At 70.3% G+C, this 19213-nt stretch carries 12 protein-coding genes; 5 read left to right on the top strand and 7 right to left on the bottom strand.

Annotated features, from left to right (window positions below):
* Positions 1-288 precede the first annotated feature (288 nt).
* The 3 genes from M5362_RS01890 (at position 289) to M5362_RS01880 (ending at position 3328) form a co-directional block, all read left to right on the top strand.
* Positions 289-447, top strand: a complete 159-nt coding sequence (locus M5362_RS01890) for a hypothetical protein (RefSeq protein ID WP_260225452.1) — start codon at positions 289-291, stop codon at positions 445-447.
* 12 nt (positions 448-459) lie between these two features.
* Positions 460-1896, top strand: coding sequence for a DUF2252 domain-containing protein (locus M5362_RS01885; RefSeq protein ID WP_260225451.1), 1437 nt, complete (start codon positions 460-462; stop codon positions 1894-1896).
* 121 nt (positions 1897-2017) lie between these two features.
* Complete coding sequence (locus M5362_RS01880; RefSeq protein WP_260225450.1) at positions 2018-3328, top strand: sodium:proton antiporter; 1311 nt, start codon at positions 2018-2020, stop codon at positions 3326-3328.
* Positions 3329-3445: 117 nt separating this feature from the next.
* Here the strand turns inward: M5362_RS01880 and M5362_RS01875 are convergent, their stop codons facing one another.
* Positions 3446-6493 (bottom strand): hypothetical protein, encoded by a 3048-nt coding sequence (locus tag M5362_RS01875; RefSeq protein ID WP_260225449.1) that lies wholly within the window; start codon positions 6491-6493, stop codon positions 3446-3448.
* A 360-nt stretch (positions 6494-6853) separates the two neighbouring features.
* Between M5362_RS01875 and M5362_RS01870 the strand changes: the two genes are divergently transcribed.
* A complete protein-coding gene (locus M5362_RS01870; protein ID WP_260225448.1) occupies positions 6854-8356 on the top strand; it encodes a SpoIIE family protein phosphatase in 1503 nt (500 codons plus the stop codon).
* A gap of 6 nt (positions 8357-8362) precedes the next feature.
* On the opposite strand, the gene M5362_RS01865 is transcribed toward M5362_RS01870, so the two are convergent.
* The 6 genes from M5362_RS01865 to M5362_RS01840 all read right to left on the bottom strand — a co-directional run bounded on the left by M5362_RS01865 (position 8363) and on the right by M5362_RS01840 (position 17265).
* Entirely contained in the window at positions 8363-9073 is a 711-nt protein-coding gene (locus M5362_RS01865; protein ID WP_260225447.1) for a 4'-phosphopantetheinyl transferase superfamily protein, read from the bottom strand.
* A gap of 25 nt (positions 9074-9098) precedes the next feature.
* A complete protein-coding gene (gene sbnA, locus M5362_RS01860; RefSeq protein ID WP_260225446.1) occupies positions 9099-10073 on the bottom strand; it encodes a 2,3-diaminopropionate biosynthesis protein SbnA in 975 nt (324 codons plus the stop codon).
* Between the two features lie 61 nt (positions 10074-10134).
* On the bottom strand, positions 10135-11208 hold the full coding sequence (gene sbnB / locus M5362_RS01855) for a 2,3-diaminopropionate biosynthesis protein SbnB (protein WP_260225445.1): 1074 nt from the start codon (positions 11206-11208) through the stop codon (positions 10135-10137).
* Positions 11205-12197 carry a TauD/TfdA family dioxygenase gene (locus M5362_RS01850; RefSeq protein ID WP_308354840.1) on the bottom strand — a complete coding sequence of 331 codons (993 nt, stop codon included), beginning with the start codon at positions 12195-12197 and terminating at the stop codon, positions 11205-11207. Before M5362_RS01850 ends, sbnB begins: the two co-directional genes overlap by 4 nt.
* A 26-nt stretch (positions 12198-12223) precedes the next feature.
* On the bottom strand, positions 12224-14782 hold the full coding sequence (locus M5362_RS01845) for an amino acid adenylation domain-containing protein (RefSeq protein WP_260225443.1): 2559 nt from the start codon (positions 14780-14782) through the stop codon (positions 12224-12226).
* The gene (locus M5362_RS01840; protein WP_260225442.1) at positions 14779-17265 is read right to left on the bottom strand and encodes a Pls/PosA family non-ribosomal peptide synthetase; all 2487 of its coding nucleotides are present in this window, start codon (positions 17263-17265) and stop codon (positions 14779-14781) included. The genes M5362_RS01845 and M5362_RS01840 overlap by 4 nt, the downstream gene beginning before the upstream one ends.
* 373 nt (positions 17266-17638) lie before the next feature.
* On the opposite strand from M5362_RS01840, the gene M5362_RS01835 reads away from it, so the two are divergent.
* Complete coding sequence (locus M5362_RS01835) at positions 17639-19147, top strand: glutamate synthase subunit beta (protein WP_260225441.1); 1509 nt, start codon at positions 17639-17641, stop codon at positions 19145-19147.
* Positions 19148-19213: the final 66 nt, after the last annotated feature.

Below are 19213 nucleotides of genomic sequence, written 5' to 3'. Positions count from 1 at the left end.
ACGAGGCGCCTTCTCGGGGTGCCGCGAGCAATCATCGAGGGCGGTTGACTCTCAGCAGCGATCCGCTCCTGGTCACCCGGTCTCGACGCTGCCCGGCTCGTCACCCGGATGGTCAGGGCTTCCGCCGGACCGCAGAGCGGTGCCCGCCCTCCCGTGCCGCGGTGGCCGCTCCCAGGCGAGGGGCCGGGATGCGATCTAGGGTTGAAGGGAGTTCCGACGCCCGCGGACATCTACTCCTTCCACCACACTCCTCCGCTCGGGCGCGAGTACGCCGGGAGGGTATGCGTCATGTCCCATGCATCCGAAACCCCTGTCCTGGGCACCATCGCCGCCATGGCCGTCGGCCTTTTCGAGCGGTGCGGGCCGGCCCCGGGAGCGGGCGACAGCGCCACGGCACTCGGCCTCGCCATCGCCGTCGCAGATGCCGAGACCGAGGCCCAGGGCTGAGAGTGGGCTTCGATGTCCCAGAACCCGACCTCGGCGATGCGGGCGGCGCCCCACGCCACGCCCGAGGAACGCGCGGCCCTCGGTAAGGAGGCCCGGCGCGGCTCGCCGCGGTCGGGTCACGCCGAGTACGAGCCGTCTCCTGACAGGGCGGACCCCTTGGCGATCCTGGAGGCGCAGTCCGCGGCACGCGTGCCCGAACTCGTGCCGATCCGCTACGGCCGGATGACGGAATCCCCTTTCCGCTTCTACCGGGGCGCCGCCGCGATCATGGCCTCCGACCTGGCCGGCACCCCGCGCACGGGGCTCACGGCCCAGCTGTGCGGGGACGCCCACCTCCTCAACTTCCGCCTGCTCGCCTCACCGGAGCGGCAGTTGATGTTCGACATCAACGACTTCGACGAGACACTGCCGGGCCCCTGGGAGTGGGACGTCAAGCGGCTGTCGGCGAGTTTCGTCATCGCGGGGCGGGCCAACGGCTTCGACGACACCGAGCGTGCCCGCATCGTCAGCTCCACGGTCCGTTCGTACCGCGAGGCGATGATCCGCTTCGCGCGTATGCGCACCATCGACGTCTGGTACGCGAAGATCGATGCGGACCTCCTTGAGTCCCTGGCCGCAGGTCGGCTCCACGGAACGAAGCGCGGCCGGAAGAACCTGGCCCGCGCGCTGGCGAAGGCTCGTACTCGCGACAGTCTGCAGGCTTTCGACAAGCTCACCGAGACGGTCGACGGGCGGCCCAGGATCGCGGCGGATCCCCCGCTGCTCATCCCGGCCGGCGACCTGCTGCCGGACGTCGAGCGCACCGCGCTCGAGCGCCAGTTCCGCGGCCTGGTCGAGCGGTACGGCCGCACGCTGGCTTCCGACAGGCGCACGCTCCTGGAGGACTACCGGCTGGCCGACGTCGCCCGCAAGGTCGTCGGCGTCGGTAGCGTCGGCACCCGGTGCTGGATCTTCCTCCTGCTGGGCCGGGACGACCAGGACCCGCTCTTCCTCCAGGCCAAGGAGGCCGACACCTCCGTGCTGGCCGCACACGTCGGCGCGAGCCGGTACCGCAACCAGGGCGAGCGGGTGGTCTCGGGCCAGCGGCTGATGCAGGCCACGAGCGACATCTTCCTCGGCTGGGAGCGAGTGGACGGGATCGACGGCAAGAAGCGCGACTTCTACGTCCGCCAGCTGCGCGACTGGAAGGGCATCGCCGTCCCGGAGCGCATGCGGCCGAAGGACATGGAGGCGTTCGGCGAACTGTGCGGCGCCACGCTGGCTCGCGCGCACGCGCGGTCCGGGGACCGCATTGCGATCGCCGCATATCTGGGCGGCGGCGGCTCGTTCGACCGAGCCCTCGCCCTGTTCGCGGAAGCGTACGCCGACCAGAACGAGCGTGACCACCAGGCCCTGGTGGATGCGGTGCGCGCAGGCCGGCTCCCCGCGGAGGAACTGCCGGCGGTCTGAGCCAGGGAGAGGCGACCCTCCGTTCCGCACGACGCTGTCCGGCGTGTCCCCGTCGACGTCGGCGCGCGGCGGTTCGCCGAGCTGTAGAAGGGGCACGGGCGATCATCCGGAGGTCTGGAACATGAGCAGTGGTGCTTGGACAGGCGCGGCGGTGGCCACTGTCACCGCCGCGTACGCGCTGGGCTCGCGTCGGCTGTCCACGACCCCGATCTCGTCGGCGATGGTGTTCGTCGGCGCCGGCCTCCTCATCGGGCCGGCAGTGCTGGACATCGTCGACCTGGCGCACGACGCCGCGCCCATCGTCGCCCTCCTCGAAGTCACCCTGGCGCTGGTGCTGTTCACCGATGCCATGACGGTGCGCAGACGGGACCTCCGGACCGGTGGCTTCCTCCCGGGGCGTCTGCTCGGCATCGGGCTTCCGCTCAGCATCGGGGCCGGCTGGCTGCTCGCCTGGCCCCTGCTTCCGGGGCTGACGATGTGGGAGCTCGCCCTCGTAGGCGCCATCCTCGCCCCGACCGACGCCGCCCTCGGGAAGACCTCCATCACCCACCCCCGGGTCCCAGCGCTCGTACGGCACGGGCTGAATGTCGAAAGCGGTCTGAACGACGGAATGGTGCTGCCCTTCTTCCTCCTGTTCCTGGCAGCCATCCCGGGCACGCACTACGCGGAAGAGGGCGTGGTCGGCATCTTCTGGCGGGCCCTGGTGCTGAGCACCGCACTGGGTCTGTTGGTCGGGTGGGTCGGTGGGCGGCTTCTGCAGTGGTCCCGGGCCAAGGGATGGATCACGCGGGAGTGGCGGCACGTCTACCTGCCGGCCGTCGCGGCCGGGGCGTACGAACTCGCCGTCGTGACGGACGGCAGTGGCTTCATCGCCGCGTGGGTCGCCGGGTTCGCCTGCGGGTTCGCACTGCGCCACGGGGTCGAGAGCGACAAGCGACGGCCGGACCACACGGCCGAGTTCGCCGAGAACCTCGGGGGGCTCCTCGCTGCGATCAGCCTTCTCGTCTTCGGGGCGGTGCTGCTCGGCCCGGCGCTGGGGCACTTGAGCTGGCGGATCGTCCTGTACGCCGTCCTCAGCCTCACCGTGGTCAGAATGCTGCCGGTGGCCCTCTCGCTCGTCGGGAGCGGGCTACGGCTGCCCACAGTGGCGTACATCGGCTGGTTCGGACCCCGCGGTCTCGCCTCCGTGGTCCTGGCGCTGCTCGTGGTGGAGGAACACGTCCCGGGGGTGGAGCTGCTCGGGCGGGTGGTCGCCATCACCGTCGGTCTCAGCGTCCTCCTGCACGGCGTCTCGTCCGTATCCCTTGCCGAGCGGTACGGCCGCTGGCACGAGAAGGTCTCTGCCACCTCCCCGGATCTGCGCGAGGGCAGCCCCGTACTCGACACCCCGGTACGCGGCAGGCTCGGCGGGCCGGACCGGACGGAGACGTGAGACGGAGCCGTCCGCCTGTCACCGGGGCGCCACGCGCTCCGGTACCGCGAGGACCAGTACCGGTGGGTGCCGCTTCAGCCGCGCGCCGAGCCGGCCCTGCAAGCCGCCTCCGCTGCGTCAGTCGCGCTGGGCCGGGACGCACCTTCTCTCCGTGTGTTCGTGTGCGAGCCGTGCCTGAAGGGTGAGCCCGGCCCCTGCCGGGGCGAGTTGCTCGAGTTGCCGGTCGAGGTCTTCTTGGGCCGTGTGGGACAACGACCAGCCAAGGGGAGCCTGGGTGCCAGGGTTGCGGATGTTGGCGATGCGAAGATAGTGGCCGCATTCGACGGAGGAGAAGGCGCGCTGCCGCGCGGTGGCTTCTCGGACGCCCAGGCCGCCCTCGAGCAACCCGTGGAGAGGCACGAGGAGTTCGTTGCGGTGATCGTTGGGCGGGGTGCTGGCCAGGCTGCTGTATCCGTTGTCGATCTGCATGATGACCGGTTCGATCACGCGCGTGGGGGTCGTGCCGTGGAAGTCGCACGCGTGCTTGGGCCTGGTGTCCTGGTTCGCATCCGCCACCGCGTTGTGGCAGTCGATGTCGTCCTGGAGCTGCCGGAGCAGGTCGACGGCCGTGAGACTTCCCGTGCCGTCGACGTATCCGCCGTCGACCACGGACAAGGGATGTTTGATGCTCTTGCCGCACGCGGGCTCTGTGAACCGGCCTGACGGGCTGACCCAGGGGAAGCGTGCGGACAGCAGCGCGGCCGTCGACGTGCGGATGTCCTGAGTACTGCACAGGAATGCGCCGCGCAGGTCGATGAGTGTGGGGCTGAGCCGAGGGTCGATGTCGTCGGGAGAGGCACTTTCGGGCCGGCGGATGCACGATGTCGGGCTCGGAGGAAGGTCGTAACCACCCAGTTGCACGGGAGAGGCGAGCACGCGGCAGCCGCTCTGCACCGCGGTGCCGTTGAGCAGCGGGAGGGGGCGCCACGCGGCGTCGCGGGGCGTGTAGAAGGAGTCTGCAAGATCCGGCTGGCGGTGTTCCCAGGACTGCTCCAGAACGGCTGCTCTGTCCATGATCTCCCCGCCGATGAAGAGTCGGGGAAGGTCCATGTACATCATCCAGGCAAGCGTCGACGAGAGGTGGTCGTGGCCGAAGACGGTCTTGTGGCTGGGTTCGGAGCCTGGCCGCTCGTCCGGCGGTCGTACCAGCCAGGAAACGGCACCGAGGCTGCCGCCGGAGACCCCGCTCACGGCGAAGACGGGGGCGCGGCCGTCCGTAGGCCGGCAACCCTTCGGCGTCCCTGCCGGCCCGAGGACCGGCCCCGGGGGAAACATCCGTCCCAGGACAGCACTGGTCCAGTATGCGGCCCGGACACCGCCGCCGGACGCCGCGACGATGACCAGCGGAACCGGATCCGCCGGACGGCCGGCCACGCTGCTCGGCACGGCCTGGTTGGTGTCGGCCGAGGCGCAGTTCTCAGCGGCCCAGTCCCGGAACTCCGCGGCAAGGTCGCGGTTGCCGGGCAGCTCACGGCCTGCTGTGGTGATCCGTACCTGATGGTGCAGGGCGGGGTCCACGATGGCGGCAGCGATGCCCCACAGCACCAGCAAGGTGAAAACAGGCGTCTGCTTGAAGCCCAGCATCCTGAAACCCGCCATGGGCGTGGCGCGGCCGGACCAATGCTGAAGCTCATTGAGCAGGACGAGGGCGATGCACAGGAAGACGGTGGCGACGGCGACCGGGCCGACCTCCGCCGGCACGCTCCCCGTACCGCCTTCCCTCAGGGAGCGCACGCAGATTCCGGCGAATACGAGGCTCAGGACGGCGAGCCCGACATACAAGCCGTTCCCTCCCCGGCCGGCGGTCGGTGGCAGGGCGATGGACCACCGCCTCGTCTTCTCTGCCCAGAGCAGCGCGTAGGGCATGAACACACCCGCGACCGCGACGGCCACACTGCAGCCGAGCAGGGCGATGGCGAACCCGCGACGGGGGCCGACCACGGCGGACACCGTTGCGGCCCGTACGGCGAATACGGCCAGGACGATGAGGGGAAGCGCGGCGACGAGGCGCGCCATGGCCTTCAGCCGCTCCGTGTGGGCGAGCAGTCGATGCTTCAGGTCGGCCAGCGTGGCCTCTGCGGCATCCTCGCCATTGCTGCCGGCGGCAAAGAGGCGTGCGCCGACGCAGCCGAGCACCGCAACGACGAGAAGGAGCACAGCCAACGCACGGAGATTGACGAAACCGCGGCTGAGGCTGACGACGGCGGCCAGACCGCAGGCAATCCACACGGCCGCCAACGGCACCGGTTTGAGGATCCTGTCCCCCGACAGAGCCGAGCGGTGCACACTGCGCCACAGCAACAGCGCCAGAACCATGACGGAAAGCAGGGTGGCGATGCCACGGACCGGGTTGTCCAGGAGCCCCAGCAGCGCATCCTGAACCTGATCAGTGCCGGCCCCTGTCAGCAAGAGGAACAGCAGCAGGCTCACACCCAGCTGCAGGCGCAGAGCCTTGACGTCCTGACGCCACTGCGTGCCCTGTGGCCGGCGGTGCCATGCCAGCAGTGCGAGCAGGGCTGTCGCCAGGAGCAGGAATGCCCACTTCACCACTCCAGCCACCAACGCGATCCAGTGCAGGACGATGACGTCCTGAGGAGAGGCGGCATACATCAATCCGACAAGACAACGTCCTTCGACCAGCTCGGCAATCACCAGGCCGAACACGATCTGTCGACGGCGCGCGTCTCTTGTGAAGCGGTAGAGAGCCGGAGGGAAGGGCCCTGCCGCGGCCGGCGGCGCGTGGGGCCGCAGGGTTCGAAGGCCTCGGGACAGCAGGAACGCGAAGCCCACAGCGAAGCAGAGATCCAACACGGCATAGGTCCACAACAGCTGACGCCACTGCGGGGCCTGGCCCGTCTGATCGAGCGTGGAGTGAGACGTGGTGAACGCCGCCAGACAGGCATCGACGCGCTTCTGCGGTCCTGGGCCCGCCTCGACGCCCGGAACGGCGTCACGCTCACGTCCGCTCCACACATCGTCCAGGGCGAACGCCCATACGCACCATGCCGTACGTGCCTGGAGTCCGGGAACGACCAGAGGTCCGACCGTCGCCGTGGGGTGACCGGGAGCCTCGATTCGCCCGAGGCCCGCGTCGACCTGGCGTAGCGCAATGAACAGGAGCAGCACGAGTGTCAGCAGTACCGCTGCACGATGGCGTACCCCCCAAGGGCGGTAGGGACTCTCCGTGCCGGGAATCGGGGTCACTGAAACCTCGGAGTCGCGTTCGGTGACTAGTGACTACTTACCGTAGTCGCCCAAGTGGTTGCGGCGTGGAGGCTCGCACGGCGCCGCTTCTCCTTTCGTCTCGCGGCCTGGCTGACGGAGTCGCTTGTCGGGCGAGAGCCCTTACCCCGGCGGGGTACCTCCGGCTTCGTTGGAGTGCACGCACGGGTGGAGTAGGGGCACGATGGGATGGCAGAGACGGCACCGGCCATCGTCCGCTCCGGCAGACGGCCTCTGAATCGGCGGCCGAAAGGAGCCTGAGGAATGGGAGCCACCGAACCCTCTCAAGGCGATCCCGGTCCGTCGGGCGTGGTGCCGTCGACGCCGGGCGGGTTGCTGGACGTACTGAACGTGGCCGCCGTCCTCCTCGATGCCAAGGGCAGGATCGATCTCTGGAGTCCGCAGGCGGAGATCCTCTTCGGCTACAGCGCCGAGGAGGCCCTGGGCCAGTACGCGGGTCACCTGCTGATCGACAAGAAGCACCGCAACACGGTGCTGTCGCTGTTCGACCAGGTCATGCAGGACGGTGAGAGCTGGGCCGGGGTCTTCCCCGTCCGGCACAAGGACGGCACCACGCGGCTGGTGGAGTTCCGCAACATGCGGCTCCAGGACGACCAGCGCGACTTCTGGGCCCTGGGGCTGGCCACGGACCAGGCGACGCTGCGGCGGATGGAACGGAACCTCGCCCTGTCCGCCCGGCTGGTGTCCCAGTCGCCCATCGGTCTCGCCATGCTGGGCACCGACCTCCGCTACATCTCCGTGAATCCCGCGGAGGAACGGATGAACGGCGTGCCGGCCGCCGAGCATGTCGGCCGCCACGTCCACGACGTGCTGCCGTTCCTCGACGAGTCCTACGAAGGAGCCATGCGGGAGGTGCTGGCCACCGGGACGCCGATCCTGGACCAGTACACCGTCGGCCGCACCGCGGCCGACCCGGACAACGACCACGCCTGGTCGATATCGTTCTACCGGCTCGAAGCCCCCAACGGGAAAGTGCTGGGCGTGGCGACCTCCAGCGTCGACGTCACCGACCGGCACCGCGCCGTGGAAGAGCAGCGCCACACCGCCCTCACCCTCCAGCGCAGCCTGCTGCCCCACTCCCCTCCCCAGCGACCGGGGCTCGACATCGCCTTCCGCTATCGACCCGCCCAGGCCACGATCGAGATCGGAGGCGACTGGTTCGACGTCATCCCCCTGAACGGCGACAAGACTGCCCTCGTCGTCGGCGACGTCATGGGAAGCGGCGTCACAGCCGCGGCGACCATGGGACAGCTGCGCACCGCCACGAGGACCCTGGCCGACCTCGATCTGCCTCCCGGCCAGGTCCTGCACCACCTCGACCACATCACGGACGACCTCGGTACCATCGCGACCTGCGTCTACGCCGTCTTCGACCCCGGCGCCGCGCGATGCCACATCTCCCTGGCCGGGCACCTGCCGCCCGTGCTGCTCCACCCGGACGGCACCCGCGAACTGCTCGACCTGCCCACGGGCGCACCTCTGGGCGGCTGCGGCATCCCCTTCGACACCACCTCCGTCGCCGTCGAGCCGGGCGACCAGCTCGTCCTGTACACCGACGGCCTCGTCGAAACCCGCGACCAGGCGATCGACGCACGTCTGAACGCGCTCCTCGACGTCCTCGACGACCCCCACCGATCGCTTGACGCCACGTGCGACCTGCTGCTGCGCACCCTGCGGGGTGAAGGTGACCACGACGACGTGGCCCTCCTCATCGCCCGGGCAAGCACCAGACGTACTGATCACTAGCGTTGTCTACCCTGCCGGGTCCTGAACCACGGCGACGGCTGCCGCACAGGCCGTCGGCACCGCCACATCGGTGATCGCCCAGCCCGCCATGGGGGCGGGACCGCGCGAGGACGTGCCGAGGTAGTCACGGTCAGGTCCGCGTCCGAGTCCCGTACCCAGTGCCTTGAGGTAGGCCTCGGTGCGCGCCCATGCCCGGGTGAACGCGGCCGGTCGCGCCTCCGCGGGGCAGGCCGCCAGTTCGATCCGTTCCCGGGGGTGCAGGACCGCGCCGGCCTCGCGCGCGGTGGCGGGGTCGGGGATCCGCTCGACGTCCACGCCGACAGGCGTGGCGGCCAGCGCGATGAGGCAGCATCCGCCGCTGCGCGAGAGGGAGAAGTGCAGGGGGCTTCCTCTGACGGCGGGACGGCCATGGGGCGCACCGCACAGCGGGCACGGGTCGCGGACCAGCGGGACCTGGGACGGCTCCACACCCAGGCGGGCTCCGAGGAGGAGCCGCAGAGCCACATGGGCGCTCCGGTGGCCGGCCCTGTCGTCCTTCTGCCGGAATGCGGCGCCGCGTGCCTGTTCCTCGGCGTCGAGCACCAGGTCGGCCGGCGCGCCTGCCAGGTCGTGGAGGGCGTCCGTCCACGCGAACCACACGTGTGGTGACTCGCCGGGGCGGAGCGGTTCGCCTGGCCGCTGCCAGACTTCCGGCGTGAGCTCTGTCGCGTGCAGCATGTGCGGGCCTGACGTCATGAGCCGGTCAGCCGACGCGCCGGCGCTCCGGGACGAGGATGTCGTCCCCGTACAACCCCTGTGCCCAGTTGGACTGGTAGATCGTGTCGAGGTAGCGCTCTCCGAGGTCGGGGGCGATCGCGACGGCCGTGGTCCCTTCGGTGCCGTGGCGTTCGAGCCACCTCGTCGCGCCGCTGACGACCGTGCCGGTGGACCCTCCGAAGAGGAATCCGCGTCTGGCCAGCATGCGGCAGGTGCGCACGGTGTCCGCCTCCTCGACGCACAGGGCCTCGTCCACGTAGGTCTCGTCGAGGAGCGGCGGTGTGATGCTCATGCCCAGGCCGGGGATCATCCGGCGTCCCGGCGGTCCGCCGAAGATGGCGGAACCGACGCTGTCCACGGCGACGATGCGTACGGACCGGCTCCAGGCGCGGAAGTACCGTGCGCACCCCATCAGGGTCCCCGTGGTGCCGACTCCGACGAACAGGACGTCCATCTGCGGGAAGGCGCGGGCGATGGCGGGTGCCGTCCTGCGGTAGTGGGCCTTCCAGTTGTCCGCGTTGGTGTACTGGCTGAGCCACACGCATCGGTCGTCGGAGGCGCACAGGGCGCGGACGAACGCGAGCCGGGCGCCGAGGAGTCCGCCGCTGCCCTGCTCGTGGGAGACGACGTGTACCTCGCTTCCCAGCGCCTCCATCATGAGGCGGGTGGCCAGGTTGCAGCGTGAGTCGGTGACGCAGAGGAAGCGGTAGCCCTTGCTGGCCGCGATCATGCTGAGCGCGACACCGAGGTTGCCCGACGAGGACTCGACGAGGATCGAGTCCTCGGTGAGTGTCCCGCTCCGTTCGGCGGACTCCACCATCTCGGTCGCCGCTTTCAGTTTGATGGAACCGGCGAAGTTGAACCCCTCGCACTTGAGGAACAGGGACTGCCCGATCGTCGGCCCGAGGTCGACGTACAGGTCTTCCTCGTTGAAGGCGTGGGGAACGGATATGACGGTCACGATGCTCTCCTCCTTGCGTCCGGATCAGCCCGGCCGCGTGGTCCGGCCGAGGTGGACCGCCTCATCCGTAGCGGCTCAGTTCGTCGAAGAAGCGGTCGACGAACAGCAGCCGGCCGCTTCGGGCCAGTGCGTCGTAGACGTACTTGCCGACGGCGAGGTCGAGGACTCCGAGCCCGAAGGGTGAGAAGATCACCGGTCGGTCCGTGGGCGGCGTGACCCGTCCGGCCATCACGTCTTCGAGCGTGCCGTGGAGAAAGGTCCGGTCTCCGGTGAGCTGCTCGGTCAGGTGGGGTGAGGTCGACGCTCTGAGTACGTGTTCGACATCGTCGACGATGTTGGTGGCGGACAACAGGATCTGGGGCGCGAGGTCCCTCAGCGAGATGTGCAGCACGAGCGGGTTGTGGCTGAACCACGAGGTCTCGGTGATGTGAGGCCGGTCGGCGACGGTCGCGAAGACCACCAGGTCGCTGCTGCGGATGAGACTCTCGGCGTCGCGGTGCACGGTGACGTGCCTGGTGGTTCCCGTCTGCTCCAGGTAGAGCCGGAAGCCGGCCGCGCTGTCGGCCGACAGGTCGTGGACGCCGGTGTGATCGAACGTCCAGCCGGTGCCGGCGAGATAGGTGTGGATGTACCGGGCGATCAGTCCGGTGCCGACGAATCCGATACGGGTGGGGCGCGGCCGTCCCCGGCTGAGCCGGTCAGCTGCGGCTGCCGCGGACGCGGCTGTCCTCGCGGCGCTGATGACGGAGCTTTCCATGCAGGCGAAGGGGTAGCCGGTGGACGGATCGTTGAGGATGAGCACGGCCGACGCCCTGGGGATGCCCGAGGTCACGTTCGCGGGGAAGCTCGCGATCCACTTGAGGCCGTCCACCCGGGTCTCGTCTCCTCCCAAGGAGGCCGCGAGCGCGATGATCCGCGATGCCGGCCGGTCGGGAAACCGGAGGAAGGAGGACGGCGGATTGACGGTGTGTCCTGCGGCATGCAGACGGTAGGTCGCTTCGACGACCTCGGTCACGGCGCTCTCCTGGCCGTGGAGCACTTCCTTGACCTGCCGCCCCGGAACGACGGCGAACGGCTGTACCTGGGGTGCGGCCCCGGGTGTGGTCAGGTCGGGGGCCGGTCGCACGGTGGTCATGCCTCGGCCCTCCTCGACTGCCGGTCCGGCAACGGCGGGCGGACCGGATCGGCCATGGCCACCAGGACCTGGCGCGGCCCCGTGTAGGCCTCGCGGCTGTGTGCGGTACGCAGGTTGTCGACGAGCAGCAGGTCGCCCGCCTGCCACGGCCGGCGGACCGTCGCGTGGTCGTAGGTCTTGTTGATCTGCTCGACCGTCTCCTGCGGCACCGGGTCGCCGTCGCCGTAGCGCGTGGTGAAGGGGAGGCCGTCCGGACCGTACTCCTCGATCAGGAAATCCCGTACTTCGGGATCCAATGTCCATTCGCTCAGGAAGGCGATCTGGTTGAACCAGCAGCGTCGGCCGCCGGCCGGGTGCCGTATCACCGCGCTCCGCCGCTGACGCGTGTGCAGCGCTCCGTCGGACCGCCATGTGGCCTCGATGTCGTTGACGCGGCAGTACGCGTCGATGGTTTCGCGGTCCTCGGTGCCGAACGACTGGGACAGGGTGGCGCCGACGTCGCCGTTGTAGGAGCGTTCCAGCAGCCAGCCTTCGTCCTCGAACCGGTCGACCAGGGCCGCGGGAAGGGCTTCGAGAACGGCGGCGGCATCGGCGGTCGCGGTGGCTCCGCCGTCGGCCGGCGGCTCCAGGCAGGCGAACAGCAACAGCCCCGGGACCCGGCGTGCGTAGCTCAACTCGTGGTGCATGCACATCGGTTGGTTGGCAGGCCAGACGGCTGACGAGTAGATGCCCTCGGCGTGGACCTCCCGCGGGGCGAAGCCCTCTGCCTCACGCACGGGCCGGTCGGTCAGCTGCCGGACGACGGCCTCGACGTCGGTCGTGTCTCGTAGGCCCAGTCCTCTGACGAGCACCGCGCCGTGCGCGGCGACCAGGCCGAGCAGCTCTTCCTTGTGGGAGCCGGCCCGGGCCACCGCGTCCGAAGGGCCTGGGATCTCGTACAGCACGGTGGGCTCCGGGGTGTGCGGCTTGTGGAACAGGGCGGACGACATGTCGTTCCTCTCCTTCGGGGCGTGGGTCATTCGGTTTCGGCTGCCGGTCGTGAGGCGGCGCGGGTGGTCGACGAGGGCCCTGGGGAGCCGTGGGTGCGTGCGTCGAGCAGAGCGGCCAGATCGGCGAGAACGGGATGTGCCGCGAGGTCGCGCGGGGAGACGGTGCGGCCGAGTGCGACGGCCAGGCGTACGGCGGACAGGGAGGTGCCGCCGAGGTCGAAGAAGTTGCTCCGGTAGCCGATGCCGGCCACCGGCACGCCGAGGACGGACGCCCACGTCGTGGCGAGTCGCCGCTCCCCTGGCGTACGGGGGGTGTGGTGGCCGTCGTCGGGCCGGCCGAGCTTTTGGGCGAGGACACCGAGGGCCTTGCGGTCGATCTTGCCGTTGGCTGTCAGCGGCAGGGTCCGCTGCCAGTGCACGGAGGCCGGGACCATGTACGCGGGCAGGAGTTCGCCGAGTCGCCGGAGCAGGGCGTCCTCGGTCAGCGGCCGCCCGCCGGTGCAGAACGCGACGAGCCGCGGCGCATGGGTCTCCTCGCCGGTGACGACGACGGCGCCGTCCCGGACGTCGGGAAGTCGCAGCAGGCTGTTCTCGACCTCGCCGATCTCGACGCGGAACCCGCGGATCTTCACCTGGGCGTCGCGGCGACCGTGGAATGCGAGCTTTCCTCCCGGCAGCCATCTGCCGAAGTCGCCTCCGCGGTAGAGGCGCTGCCCGGGATGGTACGGATCGGTGAGGTACGCGTCGAGGGTGCGTTCCGCGTCGTTCACATAGCCGCGGCCTACGCAGACGCCGGAGAAGACGATGGCTCCGGGGGCACCGAGCGGTACCGGGTCCAGGTTGTCGTCCACCACGTAGACCCGCACGTTGGCCACGGGCGGCCCGATCGGTATGACGTCACCAGCCGGTACGCCGGTCATCACCTCGTGGTTGGTGTCGTCCGACGTCTCCGTCAGTCCGTACGCGTTGACCAGAGGGATCCCGGGCAGCGCGGCGAACCAGCGCCGGACGAGGCTCTTCCGCAGCGCTTCCCCGGTCACCGACACACAGCGCAGGTCGGCCAGCCGGCGTGGTGCGCGCTCCAGTGCGGCGAGCAGGACGTCCAGGTACGACGGGACGACCTGGAACACCGTGACGTGGCCGTCGGAGACGGTGTCGAGGAACCCGGCGGCGTCGAGGACGGCCTCCTGTTCGACGATGGCCGTCCGCCCTCCGGCCAGTGGCCCGGCGAGGAGCTGCCACAGCGAGATGTCGAAGCACTGTGACGCGGTCTGCGCCACGACGTGACCCTCGCCGATGCCGAGGTCGTCGATCTTCGCGAGGAGGTGGTTGAGCAGGCCGGCGTGTTCGCACATGACTCCCTTCGGTTCACCGGTGGAGCCGGAGGTGAAGTAGATGTAGGCCAGTTGGTCCGCCGTGACCGGGACCGCGAGATCGTCGCCGCGGGCGGTGGTCTCGGTGATGTCGGGGATGAGGAGCGTGCGCGTGCCGGGCCGGGTCGTGAGGGCGCGGTCGAGGTTCCTCGAAGCGCCGGGCTCTGTGACCACGAGGGCACAGTCCGAGCGGGCGAGCATCGCGGCGATGCGTCCGGGCGGGTAGTGGGGGTCGATGGGCAGATAGGTCCCGCCTGCCTTGAAGACGGCGATCACCGCTGCCATCCAGTGCAGCGTGCGTTCGGTGACCACGGCGACGACGCCTTCGGGCTTCAGTCCTTGGGACAGCAGGGCTCGGGCCAGCCGGTTGGACCGTTCGTTCAGGTCGCGATAGCTCCAGCGCGTGCCGCGGTGCTCGGCGGCGACAGCCGTCGGCTGCTCGTGTGCACGCTCCTCGAACAGTTCGTGGAAGCGGCGGTCCGGGATCGGCCGGACGGGCCCGGCGAGCTCCTCGGTCTGGAACCGGAGTTCCTCGGCGGACAGCAGGGTGCGGCGGTCGTGGCGCTCGTCGGGGTCGGCGAGGAGGTGCTCCAGCGCGCGGACGTGGTAGCCGCCGATACGGGCGGCCGCCTCGCCGTCGAGCACGTCGGTGCGGTAGCGCAGTCGTACCACCCACGGATCGCGCTGGGGCATGCTCACGCACAGCGCCGTGCCGTGTGGGACATGTCCGTCTCCGGACGCGTCGAACACGACGTCGGGCGGCACGTCGGTGTGGCCTTCGGCGTGCCCGTCGGTGTGCCCGTCGGTGTGCCCGTCGGTGTGCCCGTCGCCCTGCGGCCGCTCTCCGCGTGGCAGAAGCCGCAGCGCGTGGTGGGCGTCCTCCACCAGGCGGCGCCATGTGCCGGGCCGCACGTGGAGTCGGCAGGCCACCGGATGGCGCGCTCCCGGGAGGAGACAGCCGGTCGTGACGTCGGCGTCCGAGGACAGCAGGGCGAGCACCTTCGCGTGCGCGGCCAGGAGTACCGCGGCGACCGGCACGCCGCATTCGTCGGCGCGTGTGCGCAGCCCGGCGGCCGTCCCGTCGGGGAGGGCGGGCTCGGATCGCTCCGCGATGCCGGGTACCGGAGCGGGGGCCCACCTCGGCACGGCCGTGAACGTGTGGCCCGCGGAGGGTGCCGCGGGCGCTGCGTGGGTGGTCGCTGGTGCCGTCATCGCCGTTCGCCTCCGTCGGCGTGGGTCTCAGAGGCGGCCGGTCGTGCGGGGTTTCCCGACCACCTGTCGTGTTCGGGGACGGTCTCGCCCTTCATCACGAAACAGTCCGTTGCCAGGTGAGCGCCCTCACCGACCGTGACGCCGTAGTGGACGAAGGCGCCCACCCCGAGCGTGCAGCCCGAGCCGATCCGGCTGACGTCGGACTTGAACGTGCCGTCCTCCTGCGAGTGGCACTGGACGACGCTGCCCGCGTTGAGGGTGCAGCCGTCCCCGATGGTGACCATGGCCCGCTCGGGCAGGCTGCAGCCGTCGTCGAACACCGACGTGCCGATCCGGACGCCCAGCAGCCGCCACACGACGCTCTTGAACGGGGTGCCGTTGAAGACGTGCAGGTAGGTCTCCGAGGGGACCTTCCAGTACCGCTCGCGCCGCCAGAAGCGGACGTCGTAGATCGAGCAGAACAGCGGCCCGAGCGGATTCACGGCGGTGACCAGGCGTTCGACCAGGACCCAGTACAGGACGGTGAACGGCAGCAGCGCGATGTTGGCGAGGGCGATGGCCGTCACGCCCCAGGAGGCGTACAGGTCGGCCGCCCCCGCGTAGAGGAGAGTGACCGCGAAGAAGTACAGCCAGCCGGTGAGCAGGTACCAGCTCATGGTGGCGGCGTTGTGCCGGTTCTTGGCGAACAGGCGCCGGCGCAGCTCGTCGCCCTGGGCGAGGGCGTCGAAGGTGCTGTCCCGCATCACCGAACGCGGGATCTCGAAGCTCGGTGATCCGAGCAGGCCCACGTCGTGCCGGAGCGGACCGTGGACGGGGACCATGACCTTGGTGGCCAACAGGCAGTTGTCCCCGGTCCTGCCCTGGGAGGGGTAAGCGACCTTGTTGCCGAGGAAGTTGTGGGCCCCGATCGAGGTACGGGCCGTACGGAAGGACGTGCTCGAGTAGTCGGCGTTCATGAACGACAGACCGTCCGCGGCCATCGTCCCCCGGCCCACGGAACTCAGGAACGGGCTCTCGTGCTTGACCACGGTGCCGAAGTTCGAGCCGGTCTGCTCCACGGCGGACAGGTCGTAGCCGATCCAGCGCAGGTAGTGCACGATCGCGGTGCTGTCGCCGAACAGCCGTGTCAGGAAACGTCTGTTGGTCAGCAGGGTGACCGCCCGGTGCGCCGCGTGGTGGACGCCGTACAGGGGGTACACGCGGCCCGGGGTCACGAGCCGGTGGAGCGCGCGAGGAACGGTGGCCAGGACCGTCAGGGCGATCAGGATGCCGCCGAAGAAGAAGACACCCGTCACCAGCAGCAGGTCGGCGTAGAAGACCCAGTCGGCGAGAGCCGCGGGCCCCGGTTCGAGCACCGTCGTCAGTTGGGGGGCCTTCGCGAGCAGAACGTCCAGGCAGCCCACTGCGAGCGGTGCGAACACCAGCAGCGCCATGGCGATCTGGGCCCCGCCGTGGCTCGCGCGCCGCACCGCGCCGCAGCGGACCGGATCCACCGTCAGGAAGTCGCCGTCCGTCGGCTGTCCCGGGGATCCGTGCCAGTGCTCCCCGTCGGGCACGCCCTGGCCCGGATGGAGTGAGGACGCGTGAGCGAGCTGGGCCCCGTCCCCCATCGACGTCCGGATGTCGAGGACCGTCGCCTCGCTGACGACGACGTCCCGTCCGAGGGTGACGGTGCCTGTCTCTATCGCGCCGTTGTGGGCGCGGTAGCAGCTGAGCAGCGCGTCCTTACGGATGACCGTACGGTCGCCGACCGTCAGCAGGTCGGTGCAGACGGGCACGCTGCGGGAGAGGATGGTCACCCCGCGCCCGATCCGTGCGCCGAGCGCCCTGAGGTAGAGGACGTAGAGCGGGGAGCCGACGGACAGGACCATCGGATTGGCCCGCACCAGCGTCTTGACCAGCCAGAAGCGGATGTAGGCGAGGCTCCAGACCGGGATCCGTTGCGGCTTCCAGCGGCCGATGAGGATCCACTTCGCGACGACCGGCAGAGTGCACAGGACCAGCAGGGCCACAGCGCCGAACACGACCGACCGCACGTAGTCGTCCCAGAGGTTGGCGCCGGTGGAGATCCAGTCGTATCCGCGGGCGGTGATGAAGGCGAGGAGGAACGCGTAGCCGAGGAAGCAGAGCAGTTGGACCGCTCCGCACAGCGCCTGCCGCGGAGGTTGCGGCGGGGGTACGGGGGTGCGTGGGCCCGCGTCGGTGACGGTGGGAGCCGACGAGTCGCCGTCCAGGGCTGTGCCCAGGCTCCTGATCGTCGGATGGCGGTAGACGTCCCTCATCGACACGGTGGGGAGGTCGGCGTGCTTTCGCACGCGTGCGCAGAAGTGCGCCATGACCAGGGAGTCGGCGCCCAGTTCGTCGAAGAAGTGACGGTCGAGGGGCACGTCGTCCAGGTGGGCGACGTCCGCGAGCAGCTGGGCGAGGATCTTCTGTGTGGTGGTGCCCGCGCTCTCCTCCACCTCGAGCGACCGCTGTGTCATGAGGGGACTCCCTGAACTCTGAATCGACGGGGGCCCGCATCGGTGCGTGGCCTCTTCCGCCCGCCGTGCTCACTGGACGAGACGGCGCCGCCGCGATGGGGCCCGACTCCCTCACTCGGAGGGACGGCCGGCAGCGGATGCTTGTACCAGTGATTCGTAGCTGTCGGCCGGGTGTATGAAGAGACCCTCGGTGGTCTCGCCTGTCGGAGAGCTGTCCCGGGGGACGGACATCGTCGTGAGGTCGTTCTGTCCGGCGCCCGGACGGATCCCGGGCGCCCTGTCGCCGGCGTCGGACGTCCGTCGCGCCCTCGTGTCGCGGGCGTACGCTGGGAAGACTCCCGTCCCACCCCTGCGCAGCGTCCCCGAGGGCGACATGACCGATCCCTTCGGCTTCCTCACCACACCCCGCGAGCCGGTGCCCGCGCGGCCTTCCCGGGAACGCCTCGGGGACTGGAACGAGGTGTACGCGGGCCAGGCTCTGCTGCCGCTGGTCTCCCGGCAGGCCGGTCGCTGCATGGACTGCGGGGTGCCGTTCTGCCACGGCGGCTGTCCCCTCGGCAACCTCATACCGGAGTGGAACGTCTACGCGGCGCACGGCGACTGGCGCGCCGCCTCGGAGCGGCTGCACGCGACCAACAACTTTCCCGAGTTCACCGGGCGCCTCTGCCCGGCGCCCTGCGAGGACGCCTGTGTCCTGGCGCTCACCGCCGCACCGGTGACCATCAAGAACGTGGAGCAGGCCATCGCCGACGAGGCCTGGGCGCGGGGCCACATCCGCGCCCACCCGCCGGAGCGGCGGACGGGCAGGTCGGTCGCGGTGGTGGGCTCGGGCCCGGCGGGGCTGGCGGCGGCGCAGCAGCTCACCCGGGCCGGCCACGCCGTCACGGTCTTCGAGCGGGCCGACCGTATCGGCGGGCTGCTCCGCTACGGCATCCCCGCGTTCAAGCTGGAGAAGCGGCATCTGGACCGGCGCATCGCCCAGATGCAGGAGGAAGGCACGCGGTTCTGCCCCGGGGTCGAGGTCGGCTCCGGCCTGGACGTGACCGGGATGAGGAACGAGTACGACGCGGTGATCGTGGCCGTGGGAGCGACGGAGCCCCGCGAACTCGCCGTGCCCGGACGGACGTTGAAGGGCGTCCACCACGCCATGGAGTACCTGACGGAGGCCAACCGGGTGGCCGAGGGCGACCGCGCACGGCCGTTCGTGACGGCCGAGGGCAGCCAGGTGGTGATCATCGGAGGTGGTGACACGGGTACGGACTGTCTCGGCACCGCGCTGCGCCAGGGCGCCACGTCCGTCGTACACGTGGACATCAACCCGGTGCGGGGCACGACCCGGCAGGAGAGCGAGCCGTGGCCGCTGGTCCATCCGAAGATCCACCGGGTCTCCCACGCCCACGAGGAGGCCGGGTTCCGTGACGGCGCCGATCCGAGGGTGTTCAGCGCGGCCGCCGTGCGGTTCGAGCCCGACGCCGACGGCCATGTCGAGGCGGTGTGCCTCGCGGAGGTGGAGCCCGGGGACAGGGCTCCGCGCCCGGGGACCGAGCAGACACTTCCCGCGCAACTGGTGCTGCTCGCCCTGGGATTCCGCGGCCCCCGGCACGGCACCCGCCTCACCGAAGGACTGGGGCTCGTCCCCGACGCCCGGGGCAACTTCGACCGCACCGCCGACTTCGCGGCGCGGGCGTCGGACCGGGTCTCGCAGCGGGGAGCGCCGAGCCCGGAGGGGGTCTTCGTGGCCGGGGACGCCGGGCGCGGACAGTCTCTCGTCGTCTGGGCCCTTGCGGAGGGCCGGTCCGCCGCGGCGGCCGCCGACCGCTACCTGATGGGCTTCAGCGAGCTCCCCGCACCCATCAGGGCCACGGACGGGCCGCTGGCGTGACAGCGAGCGGAGCCGGTCCGGGGGCGACGGCGAGCCCTTTTACGGGCGGCGGGCGGCGGGCGGCGG

This window comes from Streptomyces sp. Je 1-79, from assembly GCF_025195125.1.
GTDB lineage: Bacteria > Actinomycetota > Actinomycetes > Streptomycetales > Streptomycetaceae > Streptomyces.
The sequence above is the reverse complement of the archived record's forward strand: the minus strand, read 5'-3'. Positions and strand labels throughout refer to the sequence as shown.

Coding starts and splice junctions, on each gene's coding strand:
- M5362_RS01890 (WP_260225452.1), top strand. CDS start 289: ATGTCCCATGCATCCGAAACCCCTGTCCTGGGCACCATCGCCGCCATG.
- M5362_RS01865 (WP_260225447.1), bottom strand. CDS start 9,073: ATGCTGCACGCGACAGAGCTCACGCCGGAAGTCTGGCAGCGGCCAGGC.
- M5362_RS01840 (WP_260225442.1), bottom strand. CDS start 17,265: ATGACACAGCGGTCGCTCGAGGTGGAGGAGAGCGCGGGCACCACCACA.
- M5362_RS01850 (WP_308354840.1), bottom strand. CDS start 12,197: ATGTCGTCCGCCCTGTTCCACAAGCCGCACACCCCGGAGCCCACCGTG.
- M5362_RS01870 (WP_260225448.1), top strand. CDS start 6,854: ATGGGAGCCACCGAACCCTCTCAAGGCGATCCCGGTCCGTCGGGCGTG.
- sbnB (WP_260225445.1), bottom strand. CDS start 11,208: ATGACCACCGTGCGACCGGCCCCCGACCTGACCACACCCGGGGCCGCA.
- M5362_RS01835 (WP_260225441.1), top strand. CDS start 17,639: ATGACCGATCCCTTCGGCTTCCTCACCACACCCCGCGAGCCGGTGCCC.
- M5362_RS01885 (WP_260225451.1), top strand. CDS start 460: ATGTCCCAGAACCCGACCTCGGCGATGCGGGCGGCGCCCCACGCCACG.
- M5362_RS01845 (WP_260225443.1), bottom strand. CDS start 14,782: ATGACGGCACCAGCGACCACCCACGCAGCGCCCGCGGCACCCTCCGCG.
- M5362_RS01880 (WP_260225450.1), top strand. CDS start 2,018: ATGAGCAGTGGTGCTTGGACAGGCGCGGCGGTGGCCACTGTCACCGCC.